The organism is Tardiphaga sp. 841_E9_N1_2 (assembly GCF_051811065.1).
In the GTDB taxonomy this organism is placed as follows: Bacteria; Pseudomonadota; Alphaproteobacteria; order Rhizobiales; family Xanthobacteraceae; genus Tardiphaga; species Tardiphaga robiniae.
In genome coordinates this window covers 6,015,932-6,030,607 of record NZ_JBPWQC010000001.1, presented here as the reverse complement: position 1 = coordinate 6,030,607, position 14,676 = coordinate 6,015,932, and the positions used below count along the sequence as shown (strand labels likewise).

The following is a 14,676-nucleotide window of genomic DNA, read 5'->3' as shown; positions in this document are numbered from 1 at the left end:
CGACACCATGACCCGCCTGGAAATGACCCGCCGCACGGCGCTGCTGACCTCCGCCGCCATTGCCGCCAATGTCGCGAACCCACTGCGCGCCTTCGCGCAGGAAACGCCCCGCAAGGGCGGCGTGTTCAATGTCCATTACGGTGCAGAACAGCGTCAGCTCAACCCCAGCATTCAGGCCTCCACCGGCGTCTACATCATCGGCGGCAAGATCCAGGAAGCACTGGTCGATCTCGACGCCAATGGCCAGCCGGTCGGCGTGCTCGCGGAGAGCTGGGAATCCACGCCGGACGGCAAGACCATCACCTTCAAGTTGCGCAAGGGCGTGACCTGGCACGACGGCAAGCCATTCACCTCGGCCGACGTCCAATTCACCGCCATGAACATGTGGAAGAAGATCCTCAATTATGGTTCGACCCTGCAGCTGTTCCTCACCGCGGTGGAAACGCCGGACGCGCAGACCGCGATCTTCAAATATGAGCGCCCTATGCCGCTCGGCCTGCTCCTGCGCGCACTGCCGGACCTCGGCTATATCTCCGCCAAGCACCTCTATGAGGGCGGCAGCGACATCCGCCAGAACCCGACCAACCTCGCCCCGGTCGGCACCGGCCCGTTCAAATTCGTCAAATACGAGCGCGGCCAATACATCATCGCCGAGCGCAACGAGAATTACTGGCGCCCGAACGCCCCCTATCTCGATCGCATCGTCTGGAAGGTCGTCACCGACCGCGCCGCGGCCGCCGCCCAGATGGAAGCCGGCGACATCCAGTACAGCCCGTTCACGGGTCTCACGATTTCCGACACGGCACGCCTGAGCAAGGACAAGCGCTTCATCGTCTCCACCAAGGGCAATGAAGGCAACGCGCGCACCAACACTATCGAGTTCAACTTCCGCCGCAAGGAGCTCGCGGATATCCGCGTTCGCCGCGCCATCGCGCATGCGATCAACGTGCCGTTCTTCATCGAGAACTTCCTCGGCGACTTCGCCAAGCTCGGCACCGGCCCGATCCCCTCGGTCTCCACCGACTTCTATCCGGGTCCGGACACGCCGCAATATGCCTATGACAAGAAGAAGGCGATCGCGCTGCTCGACGAGGCCGGCTTCAAACCGGGTGCCGGCGGCACCCGCTTCTCGCTGCGTCTGCTGCCCGCGCCCTGGGGCGAGGACATCTCGCTATGGGCGACCTTCATCCAGCAGTCGCTGGGCGAAGTCGGCATTCCCGTCGAGATTGTCCGCAACGACGGCGGCGGCTTCCTGAAGCAGGTCTATGACGATCACGCCTTCGACCTCTCAACCGGCTGGCACCAGTATCGCAACGATCCCGCCGTCTCGACCACGGTCTGGTATCGCTCGGGCCAGCCGAAGGGCGCGCCCTGGACCAACCAGTGGGACTGGAAGAATGAAGCCATCGACAAGGTGATCGACGACGCGGCCACCGAGATCGACCCGGTCAAGCGCAAGGCGCTCTATGCGACCTTCGTCAAGGAAGCCAACACCGAACTGCCGGTGTGGATGCCGATCGAACAGATCTTCGTCACGGTGATCACGGCCAAGGCGCGTAACCATTCCAACACGCCGCGCTGGGGATCGTCGAGCTGGCACGATCTTTGGCTTTCCGCCTGAGCCAAACTTCGCCACAATAGCCAGATGCGCATCCTGAGCCTTGCGGGGCGGCGGCTCGCCGCCTCGATACCCACATTATTCCTGATCCTGATCGGCGTGTTCCTGCTGCTGCAATTCGCACCGGGAGACACCGTCGATGCCATGATGGCGCAGATGGGCGGCGGCGATGCCGCGACCGCGCGCGAGCTGCGCAAGTTCTATGGGCTCGACCTTTCGATCCCGATGCAGCTCGGCAACTATCTGTGGCGACTGATCCGCCTCGATCTCGGCTTCTCATCGATCTATGGCAAGCCGGTGGCGACCGTGATCCTCGAACGGCTGCCGCCGACGATCCTGCTGATGACCGCGTCGCTGTCCTTTGCATTTTTCTTCGGCCTGTTGCTGGGCGTCGTCGCCGCACGCGGCGTCAACAAATGGCCGGACACGCTGATCTCCACCCTCGGCCTCGTCTTCTACGCCACGCCGTCATTCTGGTTCGGCCTGATGGCCATCGTGGTGTTCTCGATCTATCTGCAATGGCTGCCGGCCGGTGGTTTCGAGGATATCGGCGCCGTACAGACCGGATTTGGCCGCACCATCGACATCGCGCTGCATCTGATCCTGCCGACGCTGACACTGGGCCTGATCTTCCTCGCGATTTATCTGCGCATCATGCGCGCCTCGATGCTGGAAGTGCTCAACCTCGATTTCGTGCGCACCGCGCGCGCCAAGGGCCTCGACGAGACCCGGGTGGTGGTGAAGCATGTGCTACGCAACGCCCTGCTGCCGATGGTGACGCTGATCGGGCTGCAGGCCGGCACCATGCTCGGCGGCTCCGTCGTGGTCGAGAGTGTATTCTCCCTGCCGGGTCTCGGACGTCTCGCTTACGAGTCCGTCGTGCAACGCGATCTCAACACGCTGCTCGGCATCGTCTTCGTCTCGGCGCTTCTCGTGATCCTCGTCAACTTCCTCGTCGACCTTCTCTATGCGCGGCTCGATCCGCGTATCCAGGCGGAGGGCTGACGATGGACGCCGTAAAACGCTATTTCCGCAGCCCGGCAGCCGTCGTGGGCCTGCTGCTCCTGCTGGTGGTCATCGTGATGGCCATCACCGCGAGCTGGATCTATCCGCGCGATCCGCTGGCGCTGGCCGGCCGGCCGCTGATCTGGCCGTTCTCCAATCCGCGCTTCCTACTGGGTACTGACAATTCCGGCCGCGATATCGCGGCGCAGATTTTCTACGGCGCGCGCATCTCGCTGCTGATCGGCGGTGTGGCGACTGTCATCGCCGTGGTCATCGGTGTGCTGATCGGCGCCTTTGCCGGCTATTATGGCGGCTGGGTCGATACCGTCTTGATGCGCATCACCGAGGCGTTCCAGACCCTGCCGAATTTCGTGCTGCTGCTGGTGCTCGTCGCCGTGTTCGGCTCGACCATCACCACCGTCACCATCGCCGTCGGCATCGTGTCATGGCCGGCACCGGCGCGGTTGACGCGCGCAGAATTCATGTCGCTGCGCAGCCGTGAATTCGTCCAGGCCGGGCGCACGCTGGGCATGAAAGACATTCAGCTCATTCTGGGCGAGATCCTGCCCAACGCGCTACCGCCGGTCATCGTCTATGCCAGCGTGGTGATGGCGCTGTCGATCCTGCTGGAAAGCGCACTGGCCTTCCTGCGTCTGTCCGATCCCAATGTGGCGTCATGGGGTAACCTCATCGGCCTTGGCCGCGACGTGCTGCGCGTGCAGTGGTATGTCTCTGCGATCCCCGGCATCGCGATCCTGCTCACGGTGCTCGCGGTGTCGCTGGTCGGCCAGGGCCTCAATGACGCGCTCAATCCGAGACTGAAAAGCCGATGAGCGCCGTGGACAATCCGATCCTCACCATCGATGGCCTGAGCGTGAAGCTGCCGAAAGGCGCCGATCGCTCACACGCGCTTGGCGGCGTCTCCATGGCGATTTCCGCCAATGAGATCGTCTGCGTGGTCGGCGAGTCCGGCTCCGGCAAGTCTGTCATGGCCAACGCCATCATGCGGCTGCTGCCCGGCGAAGTCGCGATCGATGGCGGCCGCGTGCTGTTCGAGGGCAAGGACCTCGCCAGCGCCAGCAATGCCGAGATGCGCAAGGTGCGCGGCGCCGGGATCGCGATGATCTTCCAGGAGCCGATGACGGCGCTTAATCCGCTGCGCACCATCGGCGACCAGATCGGCGAGATGTTCGAGATCCATACCGATCTCTCGAAGGCCGACATCAAGGCGCGCGTGCTGGCTTTGCTGCAAGACGTGCACATTCCCGATCCTGCCCAGGCCGCACGCGCCTATCCGCACGAACTCTCCGGCGGCCAGCGCCAGCGCGCGATGATCGCCATGGCGCTGGCGCTCGATCCGCGTCTCCTGATCGCCGACGAGCCGACCACCGCGCTCGACGTCACCACACAGGCGCAGATCCTGAAACTGATCAAGGAACTGCAGAGCCGCAGGAATACCGCGGTGCTGTTCATCACCCACGATTTCGGCGTGGTCGCCGAGATCGCCGACAGGGTCGTGGTGATGCAGCACGGCAATGTGGTCGAACAGGGCACGGTCAAGGATGTGCTGACCGATCCGCAGCATCCCTATACGCAGCAGCTGATCGCCGCGGTGCCTCCGCTGACGGCGCCGCCGCCGCGCGCACTGTCCGACGACATCATCCTGACGCTAGACAACGTGTCCAAGACCTATCGCAATGGCGGCTTTCTCGGCCGCGGCGTGCGTGTGACCCATGCGGTGAAGTCCGTCTCCCTAAAACTGCCACGCGGTGCGACGCTCGGCATTGTCGGCGAGTCAGGTTCGGGCAAATCGACGCTAGCCCGCTGCATCATCAGGCTGATCGATCCCGATGGCGGCGCGATCGTGCTGGAAGGCAAGGACTGGGCGAAGCTCTCACGCGACGAGGTGCGCCGCGAGACCAGACATATCCAGATGGTGTTTCAGGATCCGTTCGCCTCGCTGAACCCGCGCCGCAAGGCCGGCGACCTCGTGGCGCAAGGCCCGATCGTGCACGGCACGCCGCGCACCGAGGCGATAGCGGCGGCGAAAGAACTGTTCAGGCTGGTCGGTCTCGATCCCTCGGCCATCGATCGCTTCCCGCACGAATTCTCCGGCGGCCAACGCCAGCGCATCGGCCTTGCGCGTGCGCTCGCGCTGAAGCCCGACGTGCTGGTGGCCGACGAGGCTGTCTCGGCGCTCGACGTCTCCGTGCAGGCGCAGGTGCTGAAGATGTTGCACGAACTGCGCGAGCGGCTTGGGCTCTCCATCGTCTTCATCACGCACGATCTGCGCGTTGCCGCGCAGATCTGCGATCTCGTCGCTGTGATGAAGGACGGCGAAGTCGTCGAACACGGACTAGCCGGCGAAGTGTTCGGCAATCCGCAGCACGCCTATACCAAGGCGCTGCTGGCTTCGATCCCCGGCGGCGACTTTGCGCGCAGCCGGAAGCCGGTGACGGTGTAGCTCCATCCCTCATGGTGAGGAGCGCGCACTTGCGCGCGTCTCGAACCATGAGATGGCTAGGTTCCGAGCTCGCGCCCATCCTTCGAGACGCCGCTGCGCGGCTCCTCAGAATGAGGGCTGAGTGTGTGGCGTACGCTAAGCCATCTCCTTCGCGTCCCTTCGCCGGTACACCAGCAGCATGAACGGCGCGAGCAGGCGCATCAGCCCGTGGGCTGCGATTGGCACCGGCTCGGAGAATGGCAGCGCCAGTTCGCTCTCCGGCACACCGCGCACCACCTTCGAGAATTCATCGCCGAGCGCCACCGACAGCGCCACGCCGCGGCCGTTGCAGCCGGTCCAGCCGTAAGCATTCGGCCCGAGTCTGTGCATGCGCGGCAGGAAGTCCGTGGTCATGCCGACATAGCCGTTCCAGACATAGTCGAACTTGACGTCACCGATCTGTGGCCATAGCCGTTTCAGCCGTTCGGCCACCATGACTTTCAGCCGCTCCGTCTTGTCGCCGAGCCCGACCACATTGCCGCCGGTGACGAGGCGATTGCGCGCGTCATAGCGCGCGAAATACAGTTCGCCATGCGTATCCGACATCGACTGGCGGCCGGGGATGATGGTCTTGCGCGCCTCGTCTGACAGTGGCTGCGTCGCCATCTGCCATGACAGAACCGGCATCACTTCGCTGGCGATGCCCGGGGAGAGTTGCTTGGAGAATTCGCCGGTATAGGCGTTGGTGGCGACGATCAGGCTGCGCGCGCTGACCTGCCCATTCTTCGTCTTGACGATCCAGCGATCGCCCTTGCGCTCATAACTCTCCACCGGCGAGCGCGCATAGATGCGGCCGCCCTGCTCCAGCACCACGCGCGCAAGGCCGCGCGCCAGCGCCAGCGGATTGATATGGCCGCCGGTCCTATTCCAGAAACCGCCGAACCACGCATCGGAGCCGAGCAGCCCGCGCATCTGCTCGCGCGAGAGCAGTTCCACCGGCGCGCCGTGCTTGGACCACTGCCGCACGCGGCGCTCCGCGATCTTGATGCGGCCCGGCGAATGCACCGGCTGGATCCAGCCGTTTTGTTCGGCCTCAGCCTGGATCTGATAGCGGCGCGTGAGATCGAACAGGATCGAGGCGCTGTCACGGATCAGGCCGACGAGACGTTCGCCGGCCGCGCCATAGCGCTTGATGATGTCCTCCGGATCGGGCCGCGACAGCGTCGGGATCACCTGGCCGTTATTGCGCCCCGACGCACCCCAGCCGGGCTCCATCGCCTCGACCACGGCGACATCGACACCGGCTTCTCGCAGATGCAGCGCCGTCGAGAGCCCCGTGAAGCCGCCGCCGATGACGACCACATCGGCATCAACAGCGCCTTTCAGCTCGGGCAAGTCCGGACCCGGAGGCGTGACGCCGGCCCAGAGCGACTTCGGCCAGGGCACAGTTGCGGTATCCATCGTCACGCCCTTCTGCAGCATCAATCATGCATTGCGCCGCGCAAACCGAACATAACCGTTCTCTTGCGGCACCCCTGCATTCTGCATAGTTTACGGCCCTGATCCATTGCAAGGTAATGAGCACGTGACGCTGAAAAACATCGTTGGAATCGACCACGCCGTGGTCGTCGTCAAGGACCTCGACGCTGCTGCTGCGAACTGGAAGAGCCTCGGCTTTACGGTGTCGCCGCGCGGCACCCACAGCGCCAAGATGGGCTCCGGCAATTACACCATGATGCTCGGCCCGGACTATGTGGAGCTCTTGGGCGTGCTCAACGAGACCGAGCACAATGCGCCGACGCGGGCGTTCCTCGCCAAGCGCGGCGACGGCATCGAGCGCATCGCCTTCACCACCACCGACGCCGCTGTCGGCGCCGAGGAAATCCGCGCGCGTGGTTACACGCCGATCGGCCCGACCGATTTCGAGCGTCCGGTGACCATGCCGGACGGTAGTCTGAGCGCGGCGAAATTCGCCACCTATCAGTGGCCCTATGAGGAAGCCCCCGGCGGCCTCCGCATCTTCGCCTGCCAGCACAAGACCCGCGAGACCGTCTGGATTCCCGAACTGCAGGTGCATGCCAACACGGCGAAGCGCCTGAAGAAGGTGTTCATCGTCACGCCGGAGCCGGAGAAGGACGCGCAGCACATGGCGAAGCTGATCGACGGCGCTGCGCGCAGCGAAGCCGATGGCGCTGTCGTCGTGCCGTCAGGCGGCGACCGCGCGGACTTTGTATTCGTCACCAAGGACGTGCTTGCGAAGCACTTCCCCGGCACATCGCTGGCCGGCATTCCCGAGCGTGGCGGCATTTCGCTGGTGTTCGGCGTGGCTGATATTGCAGCGGCCGAGAAGGCCGTTGGATCAGCTGGCGGCCGCAGCGATGTCGGCGTCGTCGTGCCGCCGAGCAAGGGCAACGGTGTGTTGCTGGCGTTTGTGAAGGATTGAGAGGGCGCTGCCCCCTCCTCATCATCCCCGGGCTTGACCCGGGGATCCATCTTTTTGAAGATGACGGGTGCGAAAGATGGATGGCCGGGTCAAGCCCGGCCATGACAGCGCAAAGCACGAGCGCCATTGCTCATCGTTACTATCGCAACGATTAGGCCCGCACAGTCGCCTCACCCAAATCCCAGAACAACCCCGCCATGATGTTCAGCGCCTCCTCCGTCACCGGCAGGAGAATGTGCTCATCCGGCGCGTGCTGCGAGCAGCCGGGATAGGAATGCGGCACCCACACAGTGGGCAGGCCGAGAATATCCGTGAACACGTCATTCGGCAGCGAGCCGCCGAAATTCGGCAGCAACGCCGGCGCGCTACCCGTCGTCTTGCGCACGGACTCCACGGCCCAGCCGACCCAGGGATTATCGATATCGGTGCGCGACGCCGAAAAATATTGCGACTGGCTCACCCTGATATCAGCGAAGCCATTTTCAGCGAGATGCTTCTGTATGGCCGGCACGACATTTTCGATATCGGTGCCGACCACGAAGCGGAGCTGCAGCACCGCGCTTGCCTTGCCGGGAATGGCATTGGCCGGATTGTTGATATTGCCGGCATTGATCGCCAGCACTTCCAGCGTATTCCAGGCATAGAGCCGTTCCGCCGGCGACAATCCGTCTTCGCCCCAATTCTCCGACAGAGCCGGTTCATCGGCCGACGGCGCGACGATCACGTCAGCCAGAGCCGCACGGACCTGATTGGAAATGCGCGGCGGCTTCAGTGCGTCGAGCAGGATGCGGCCGTTCCTGTCGACCAGCGTCGCTATCGCCGAAGCGAGGATCGTCGCGGGATTAGCGAGCAGCCCGCCCCAGTTGCCGGAGTGATGCGCGCCGTCGCGCAATTCGATATCGAGATGGATGCGGCGGCCACCACGGCAGCCGAGAAAGATCGTCGGCCGCTCGGCCGAGAGCCGCGGCCCGTCGGAGGCCAGAAACAGGTCGGCCTTCAGCGCATCGCGATGGGCCTCGCAGACCTTCGGCAGATCCGGCGAGCCGATCTCCTCGCCCATCTCGATGATGAACTTCGCATTAAAGCCGAGCCTGCCGCCGCGCGCTTCATGCACGGCGCGAAGTGCGGCGATGTTGATGGCGTGCTGGCCCTTGTTGTCGGCGGTGCCGCGGCCATAGACGCGCTCGCCGACGGTGGTGCAGCGCCACGGATCGAGCCCGTCGCGCCATTCGCCTTCCATGCCGGGGACCACGTCACCATGGCCATACATCAGCACGGTCGGTAGGTCGTCGCTCTCATGATAGGTCGCGAGCAGATGGGGCCCGCGTCCCGATGGCGACGGGATGATGTCAGTCGTAAAGCCGAGCGCCGTGAAGGTCGGCGTCAGTTCCTGTTCGAGATAGGCGCGCAGATCGTCGGCGCGCTTGTCGCTCTGGCTCTCGGTCTGGTAGCCCACCATGCGATCGAGCGTGGCGAGGAAATCACCCGACGTGAACTGCGCGTTGACCCGCGCGATGGCATCAATTCGTGTCATCTCAGAGCGACGCCATCACGGCTTCGGCCTCGGTCAGCAGGCGATCGGCGTTCGCTTCGGTGAAGACCAGTGGCGGGCGCACCTTCAGAACATTGGCATGAGGACCCGTCGCCGAAATCAATACGCGGCGTGCACGCAGACCATTGACCACGGCAGATGCCGCGGCAGCATCTGGCTCCTTGGACGCACGGTCCTTGACCAGTTCAACGCCGACATACAGCCCCGAGCCACGCACATCGCCGATCTGCTCGTATTTCTTCGCCAGCGCATGGAAGCCATCGCGCAGGATCTTGCCGACGCAGAGCGAATTCTCGACGAGCTTCTCGTCGCGAATGACGTTCAGCACAGCCTGTGCGGCCGCCATCGCCACCGTATTGCCGCCGAACGTATTGAAATAGCGGTTATCGCGGCCGAATTTCTCGACGATCTCCGGCAGCATCACGGCGGCAGCAACCGGATAGCCGTTGCCCATCGGCTTGCCCATGGTGATGATATCCGGCGTGATGCCATGGCGCTGATAGCCCCACAATTTCTCGCCACTGCGGCCGAAGCCGGACTGCACCTCATCGGCGATGAACACACCGCCCGCCTTGTGCACCACGTCGAGCACCGGCTTTAGTACATCGGTCGGATGCGAGAAGATGCCGTCGGACGAGAACATCGAGTCGGCGATGAAGGCGGCGACGCCGACGCCGCGGCGTTGCAGGTCAACGATCTGCTCGGACACTTTCTCGGCCATCCACGCACCGATCTTCTCCGGCGCGATGCGATAGGAATCCGGCGCGGGCACGCGGCGCACATAGGTGCCGAGCGGCGAATACGGCCCGAGCGATGGCGAGAAACCCGCGGTCAGCTCCGAATTGCCGTGATAGGCCTCGTCGGTGATGATGATGCCCTGATTGCCGGTGTGATGCTTGGCCATGCGGACGGCGAGATCGTTGGCTTCCGAGCCGGTACAGGTGAACATCGCGTGGCGCTTCGGCCCGTCGAAGGTGCCGAGCAGATCCTCGGCGTAATCGAGAATGCCCTTCTGGATGTAGCGCGTGTGGGTGCAGATGGTCTGCGCCTGCTGGGTGATCGCATCGACCACGCGCGGATGGCAGTGGCCGACCGACACCACATTGTTATAGGCGTCGAGATATTCGTTGCCTTCCGAGTCATAGAGCAGCACGCCTTTGGCGCGCGCGACCTCGACGGGGTTGCTGTAGAACAGCCGGTAGGCCGGGCCGAGTAACTCAGTGCGGCGCGTGACGAGCTTGCGGCTCTCTTCAGTGAGGCCGGTTGCCGTGGCGGGGTCGAAGCCGTTGACCATCTTGCCGCGCGGGGCGCTGGTGATTGCGGTCATGTTGTTGTTTCCTCTGGAAGCAGGGTCGGATGTGGCGAAGATTATCTGGCGAAATCCATCAACTGATCGGAGATCTCGTCCATCGAGCGGGCGATGAACCAGTCCATCTGCACCCAGGTCTGCTCATTGTTGCGCAGGACATAGGCGGCGACGGACGGCACCCGGTTGGCCATCGCCGTCGACAGCAGCAGGCGCGTCGCCAGACGCGAGAAGATCAGATGCGGAATGAGGCTGAGTTCTTCCGCGGTCAGATCGGCTATCGAGAGATAGCCCTTGAGCAGATCGCGGCCGTCGGCAAAGACATCGCCCTTCATCGCGACAGGCAACTGGTTGAGCATCGCCGTCGAAGCATCGATGGCGATCGCGGTACGGACCGTATCGCCGAAATCGATGATGCCGCTCACGAAACCCGGCAGCGACGCATCGACGACGACGTTGGAGCGGGTGAAATCATTATGCAGCACCTGCATGCGGCACTGTTTGAGCCGGGTTTCGATGGCGGCGAAGCGCTCCAGTGCAGCCTCGACCTTGCGGCGCTGTGCGGCATCGGTGATTTCCGCCAGCAGATCGCGCAGCGTCAGCAGGTTCTTGACGTCCCATGCGACAACCCGGGAATCCGACGGATGGCTGAAATCGGCCAGCGCGAGGCGGAGCCGCGCCAGCAATTTGCCGATCTCGGCCCGACCCGACGCCGTGGACGGCACCTCGCTGAGAGGCTGGCCTTCGAGATAGGACATCATCCGCACCTGCCGGTTCTGACCGGCGCGATCCAGATAATTGAAATGCCGCTCGCCCTTGTCGTTCGGAATAACCCGCGGCACCGGCAGATCGGGCGCACGTGCCGCGACGTGATCGAGAACCTGCACCTGCAGATCAATCTCGGGAATATCCTCGACGGGATTCGCAACCTTCAGGATAAAGCGCGGCCCGCTTATCGGCGCGATCCGGAAGGTGTCGTCCTTCTCGGTGGCAAAGCGTGTTGGGCGGCCTTCGATGCCAAAACGCTCGCGGGCGAGATCGACGGCCTCATCATCCGTCATATTTATATACGATGCCGCGAGTCCGCCCTGCATTGCACCCGGACGCGCGGAAGGCTCAAATGTCACCTGAACTGATCCATCTCGATTCGGAATCCGGCACGTCGCGGCCGGTACGCGCGACCATAGCAACGCTGTTCCCGCTTGTCAGGGTGTCCGCGCGAATGCGGGCATTTTCGACGAATTAAGCCCGCATTTTCTGCCTTTGCTGCCCATTTGGGCACGGATGCCACGGAAGCCACATCCATCGCATATGCGCGGCATCGATGCGCCGGGCGCCGTCAACGCCTATAGCGTGGGCCGACCGGCCGGCGATACAGCAGGCGACGGCGTAAGCGCCGTTGCTCTGGCCTTGGCTATTTGCCCTTGACGGCGCCAGGCCGCACATCGCTGATCGGCACACAGCTCTTCTTGCGACGCTGGTTGTTCGGCGCACCTTGCACCTTCAGCACCTTGCCCGCCGAACACGAACCGTTGTCGACGAACACGGTCGCATACGGATCCATCATCAAAGGTTCGAAGGAGAGAAATTTTTGCGCGAAACACGGCTGGGCGACGGCCGTCAGGAACAGTCCAAGTAGAATAGTACGCACGACGATTATCTCACATAGATGACAAGACCGCCGATGATCACCAGGGCCGCGATAGCAAGAACATGGGCGCATGCAATCGAAACCGCCTCGACGGCGGAACCGACCTTCTGCCTGAGCTTCGACTCCTTGAATCGGAGCATAGGCATGCGAGACGCCACTTGCGCCTTGAAACGAGAGTCAGTCAATGAGCAGTCCCCAAATGCCGGCGCAAGATGTGTCCCACTTTGCCGACGAGCAAAGACTTGCGGTCAAATGAGGCGACAGTGAGTCAGGGTAACAGCCGACAATGATCGCCGGGATTCGTCGGTCAGTTGGATTCCATGATCCATGCCCTGCCCGCTTGCGCGACGGACGGCGCAACATCGCGGCCGCAGAACTCCGCAGCGCGTTCGAATTGTTCCTGAATTTCCGATGTTACCACCCCATTTGCGGCATCGAGTTCCCGCAGCGAGATGGTCGATGTGAAGGTTCCGGCAAAACAGCTGCAGAACTTTTTGGAATCGCTCGAAGGTTTGTTCGGCCGCTTGCGAAAGTGGTTCGAACAGCTTGTTTCCAGATTGTTCGCCATCTGATCGATTTCGTTCGCATAGATCGGGGACGCGATCACGGCGGCAAGTGCCAGTATAAATGTAGTTTGTCTCATAGTGCGATCATAACCTCGGTACTCCAGCAACGCATCGTCACTCTGTCGTCATCCTCAGGTTCCACGGGAGAAAGCTCGTGCTCACGCGCCTGTGTTCGGTATTCCGACATTCGGGGTTGAATTGTTGCAATTGTGACGGTTGAACAAATGAGCCGCATTGGCGATGTTCGCGGATGGGGGGATGCCGAAAGTGATTGTGATTCTGCGATCTGCGGTCTGAGCGCCGCATTATTCGCTTATTCAATGGGTTCTCTGCTACGCGACGATCTCGGCATTTCCAGCAGACATGTCAGGTCGATAACGCTACACTGTCCGGGATTGATTGCGCTGTTGCTTGCGCTCGAATTCCTGAGCACCAACTGGACCACGCCGTTGCAGGATAGCGGCATGCCCCACAGGGACGCCTTCATGGACAAGATCGCTCCGCATAAAGTCACGAAAGCCGATATCGTCTTCTCCGTCGGCCGCGGTCTCGTGATGGCCGCAGCTATCATCGGCGCTACATATTTCCTTGGAAGCTGGTATCTCGGCGGCAGCGACCTGGAATCGATCTATCAGACCGAAAGCTATAACGACGCCTCCACGACGCCGCGAATCGAACATGCGACTGCGCCCGGCACAACGGAGGAAGCGACGCAGTAAGACACTGCGCGCCTCCCGGTATCTGCGCAGATGCGCTGGCTAGTAAGCCACTGCTTGCGGCCGCCCGACGCCGCTATAGAGAAATCCGTTCCGCGTCACTTCATCCGGCGAATAGATGTTGCGGAGATCGATGATCACCGGACAGGCCATGATCGCCGCCATCTCCTTCAGATCGAGCGCGCGGAACTGCTCCCATTCGGTGACGATGACCATGGCGTGACACCCGCGGGCGCATTCATAGGGGCCCTCGCAAAAGGTGACATTTTCGAACACCTTCTTCGCCTGCTCCATGCCCACGGGATCATAGACCCGCACCTCGGCGCCCATATCCTGCAGCGCCGTGATCAACGGGATCGACGGCGCGTCGCGCATATCGTCGGTATTCGGCTTGAAGGTCACACCGAGAATGGCGATGGACTTGCCGCGCAGATTGCCGCCGAAGGCATGCGCCACCTTGCGTGCCATCGCGCGCTTGCGCTGGTCGTTGACGGCAACCACGGTCTCGACGATGCGCAGCGGCGCTTCGTAATCCTGGCCCGTCTTGATCAGTGCCAGCGTGTCCTTCGGAAAACACGAGCCGCCATAGCCCGGTCCGGCGTGCAGGAATTTCAGGCCGATCCGGTTGTCGAGGCCGATGCCCCGCGCGACTTCCTGCACATTGGCACCGACTTTCTCGGCGAGATCGGCGATCTCGTTGATGAAGGCGACCTTGGTCGCCAGGAACGAGTTGGCGGCGTATTTGGTCAGTTCGGCCGTGCGGCGATCCGTATACATGATCGGTGACGAGTTGAGATGCAGCGGCCGGTAGACTTCCGCCATGACATCCTTGGCGCGCTGATCGCTGGAACCGATGACGATACGGTCGGGATGTTTGAAGTCTCTGATAGCCGCGCCTTCGCGCAGGAACTCCGGATTCGAGACTACCGCGAATTCGGCGTCCGGGTTCTCCTCGCGAATGATGCGCTCGACTTCGTCGCCAGAACCGACCGGCACCGTCGACTTGTTGACCACCACGGTGAACTTCTTGATGGCCTTTGCGATCTCGCGCGCCGCTGCATAGACATAGGACAGGTCCGCATGACCGTCACCGCGCCGCGACGGCGTGCCGACGGCGATGAACACGACCTCGGCCGCACCGACAGCAGATGTGACATCGGTGACGAATTTGAGACGTCCCTGCTTGACGTTGCTCGCGACCAGCGCATCGAGACCAGGCTCATGGATCGGAATCTCACCGTTGTTCAGCGCATCGATCTTTCCCTGATCCGTATCGACGCAGGTGACGTGATGGCCGAAGTCCGAAAAGCACGCCCCCGACACGAGCCCCACATAGCCAGCGCCAATCATGGCAATTCGCATTGCATGTCCTGTCT

The 14,676-nt window shown here is 62.7% G+C and carries 14 protein-coding genes; 6 read left to right on the top strand and 8 right to left on the bottom strand.

Features of this window, described 5'->3' with window-relative positions; translation table 11 throughout:
• The first annotated feature begins 7 nt into the window (after positions 1-7).
• The 4 genes from AB8A50_RS28965 to AB8A50_RS28950 are packed head-to-tail and all read left to right on the top strand — an operon-like array spanning position 8 to position 5,087.
• Positions 8-1,621: an ABC transporter substrate-binding protein gene (locus tag AB8A50_RS28965; protein WP_439079756.1), complete on the top strand. Its 1,614-nt coding sequence runs from the start codon at positions 8-10 to the stop codon at positions 1,619-1,621.
• Between the two features lie 24 nt (positions 1,622-1,645).
• Positions 1,646-2,623: an ABC transporter permease gene (locus tag AB8A50_RS28960; protein WP_439079755.1), complete on the top strand. Its 978-nt coding sequence runs from the start codon at positions 1,646-1,648 to the stop codon at positions 2,621-2,623.
• A gap of 2 nt (positions 2,624-2,625) precedes the next feature.
• Complete coding sequence (locus AB8A50_RS28955) at positions 2,626-3,456, top strand: ABC transporter permease (protein ID WP_068738869.1); 831 nt, start codon at positions 2,626-2,628, stop codon at positions 3,454-3,456.
• The gene (locus AB8A50_RS28950; protein WP_439079754.1) at positions 3,453-5,087 is read left to right on the top strand and encodes an ABC transporter ATP-binding protein; all 1,635 of its coding nucleotides are present in this window, start codon (positions 3,453-3,455) and stop codon (positions 5,085-5,087) included. The genes AB8A50_RS28955 and AB8A50_RS28950 overlap by 4 nt, the downstream gene beginning before the upstream one ends.
• Before the next feature lie 135 nt (positions 5,088-5,222).
• Here the strand turns inward: AB8A50_RS28950 and AB8A50_RS28945 are convergent, their stop codons facing one another.
• On the bottom strand, positions 5,223-6,527 hold the full coding sequence (locus AB8A50_RS28945) for an NAD(P)/FAD-dependent oxidoreductase (protein WP_439079753.1): 1,305 nt from the start codon (positions 6,525-6,527) through the stop codon (positions 5,223-5,225).
• Positions 6,528-6,651: 124 nt separating this feature from the next.
• Between AB8A50_RS28945 and AB8A50_RS28940 the strand changes: the two genes are divergently transcribed.
• The gene (locus AB8A50_RS28940) at positions 6,652-7,509 is read left to right on the top strand and encodes a VOC family protein (protein WP_439079752.1); all 858 of its coding nucleotides are present in this window, start codon (positions 6,652-6,654) and stop codon (positions 7,507-7,509) included.
• A 151-nt stretch (positions 7,510-7,660) separates the two neighbouring features.
• On the opposite strand, the gene AB8A50_RS28935 is transcribed toward AB8A50_RS28940, so the two are convergent.
• The 6 genes from AB8A50_RS28935 to AB8A50_RS28910 form a co-directional block, all read right to left on the bottom strand.
• Positions 7,661-9,043 (bottom strand): M20 family metallopeptidase, encoded by a 1,383-nt coding sequence (locus AB8A50_RS28935; protein WP_439079751.1) that lies wholly within the window; start codon positions 9,041-9,043, stop codon positions 7,661-7,663.
• A 1-nt stretch (position 9,044) separates the two neighbouring features.
• Positions 9,045-10,388, bottom strand: a complete 1,344-nt coding sequence (locus AB8A50_RS28930) for an aspartate aminotransferase family protein (RefSeq protein ID WP_439079750.1) — start codon at positions 10,386-10,388, stop codon at positions 9,045-9,047.
• 41 nt (positions 10,389-10,429) lie between these two features.
• Entirely contained in the window at positions 10,430-11,428 is a 999-nt protein-coding gene (locus AB8A50_RS28925) for a phosphotransferase (protein WP_439079749.1), read from the bottom strand.
• Positions 11,429-11,781: 353 nt separating this feature from the next.
• Positions 11,782-12,018 (bottom strand): DUF6719 family protein, encoded by a 237-nt coding sequence (locus AB8A50_RS28920; RefSeq protein ID WP_184514296.1) that lies wholly within the window; start codon positions 12,016-12,018, stop codon positions 11,782-11,784.
• A gap of 5 nt (positions 12,019-12,023) precedes the next feature.
• On the bottom strand, positions 12,024-12,164 hold the full coding sequence (locus AB8A50_RS28915; protein WP_158596770.1) for a hypothetical protein: 141 nt from the start codon (positions 12,162-12,164) through the stop codon (positions 12,024-12,026).
• 161 nt (positions 12,165-12,325) lie between these two features.
• Positions 12,326-12,586, bottom strand: a complete 261-nt coding sequence (locus AB8A50_RS28910; RefSeq protein WP_141137206.1) for a hypothetical protein — start codon at positions 12,584-12,586, stop codon at positions 12,326-12,328.
• Positions 12,587-13,048: 462 nt separating this feature from the next.
• On the opposite strand from AB8A50_RS28910, the gene AB8A50_RS28905 reads away from it, so the two are divergent.
• Positions 13,049-13,303 carry a hypothetical protein gene (locus AB8A50_RS28905; protein ID WP_139069969.1) on the top strand — a complete coding sequence of 85 codons (255 nt, stop codon included), beginning with the start codon at positions 13,049-13,051 and terminating at the stop codon, positions 13,301-13,303.
• Between the two features lie 39 nt (positions 13,304-13,342).
• Here AB8A50_RS28905 and AB8A50_RS28900 read toward each other — a convergent pair whose 3' ends face one another.
• A complete protein-coding gene (locus AB8A50_RS28900) occupies positions 13,343-14,662 on the bottom strand; it encodes a UDP-glucose dehydrogenase family protein (protein ID WP_439079748.1) in 1,320 nt (439 codons plus the stop codon).
• Between the last annotated feature and the right edge of the window lie 14 nt (positions 14,663-14,676).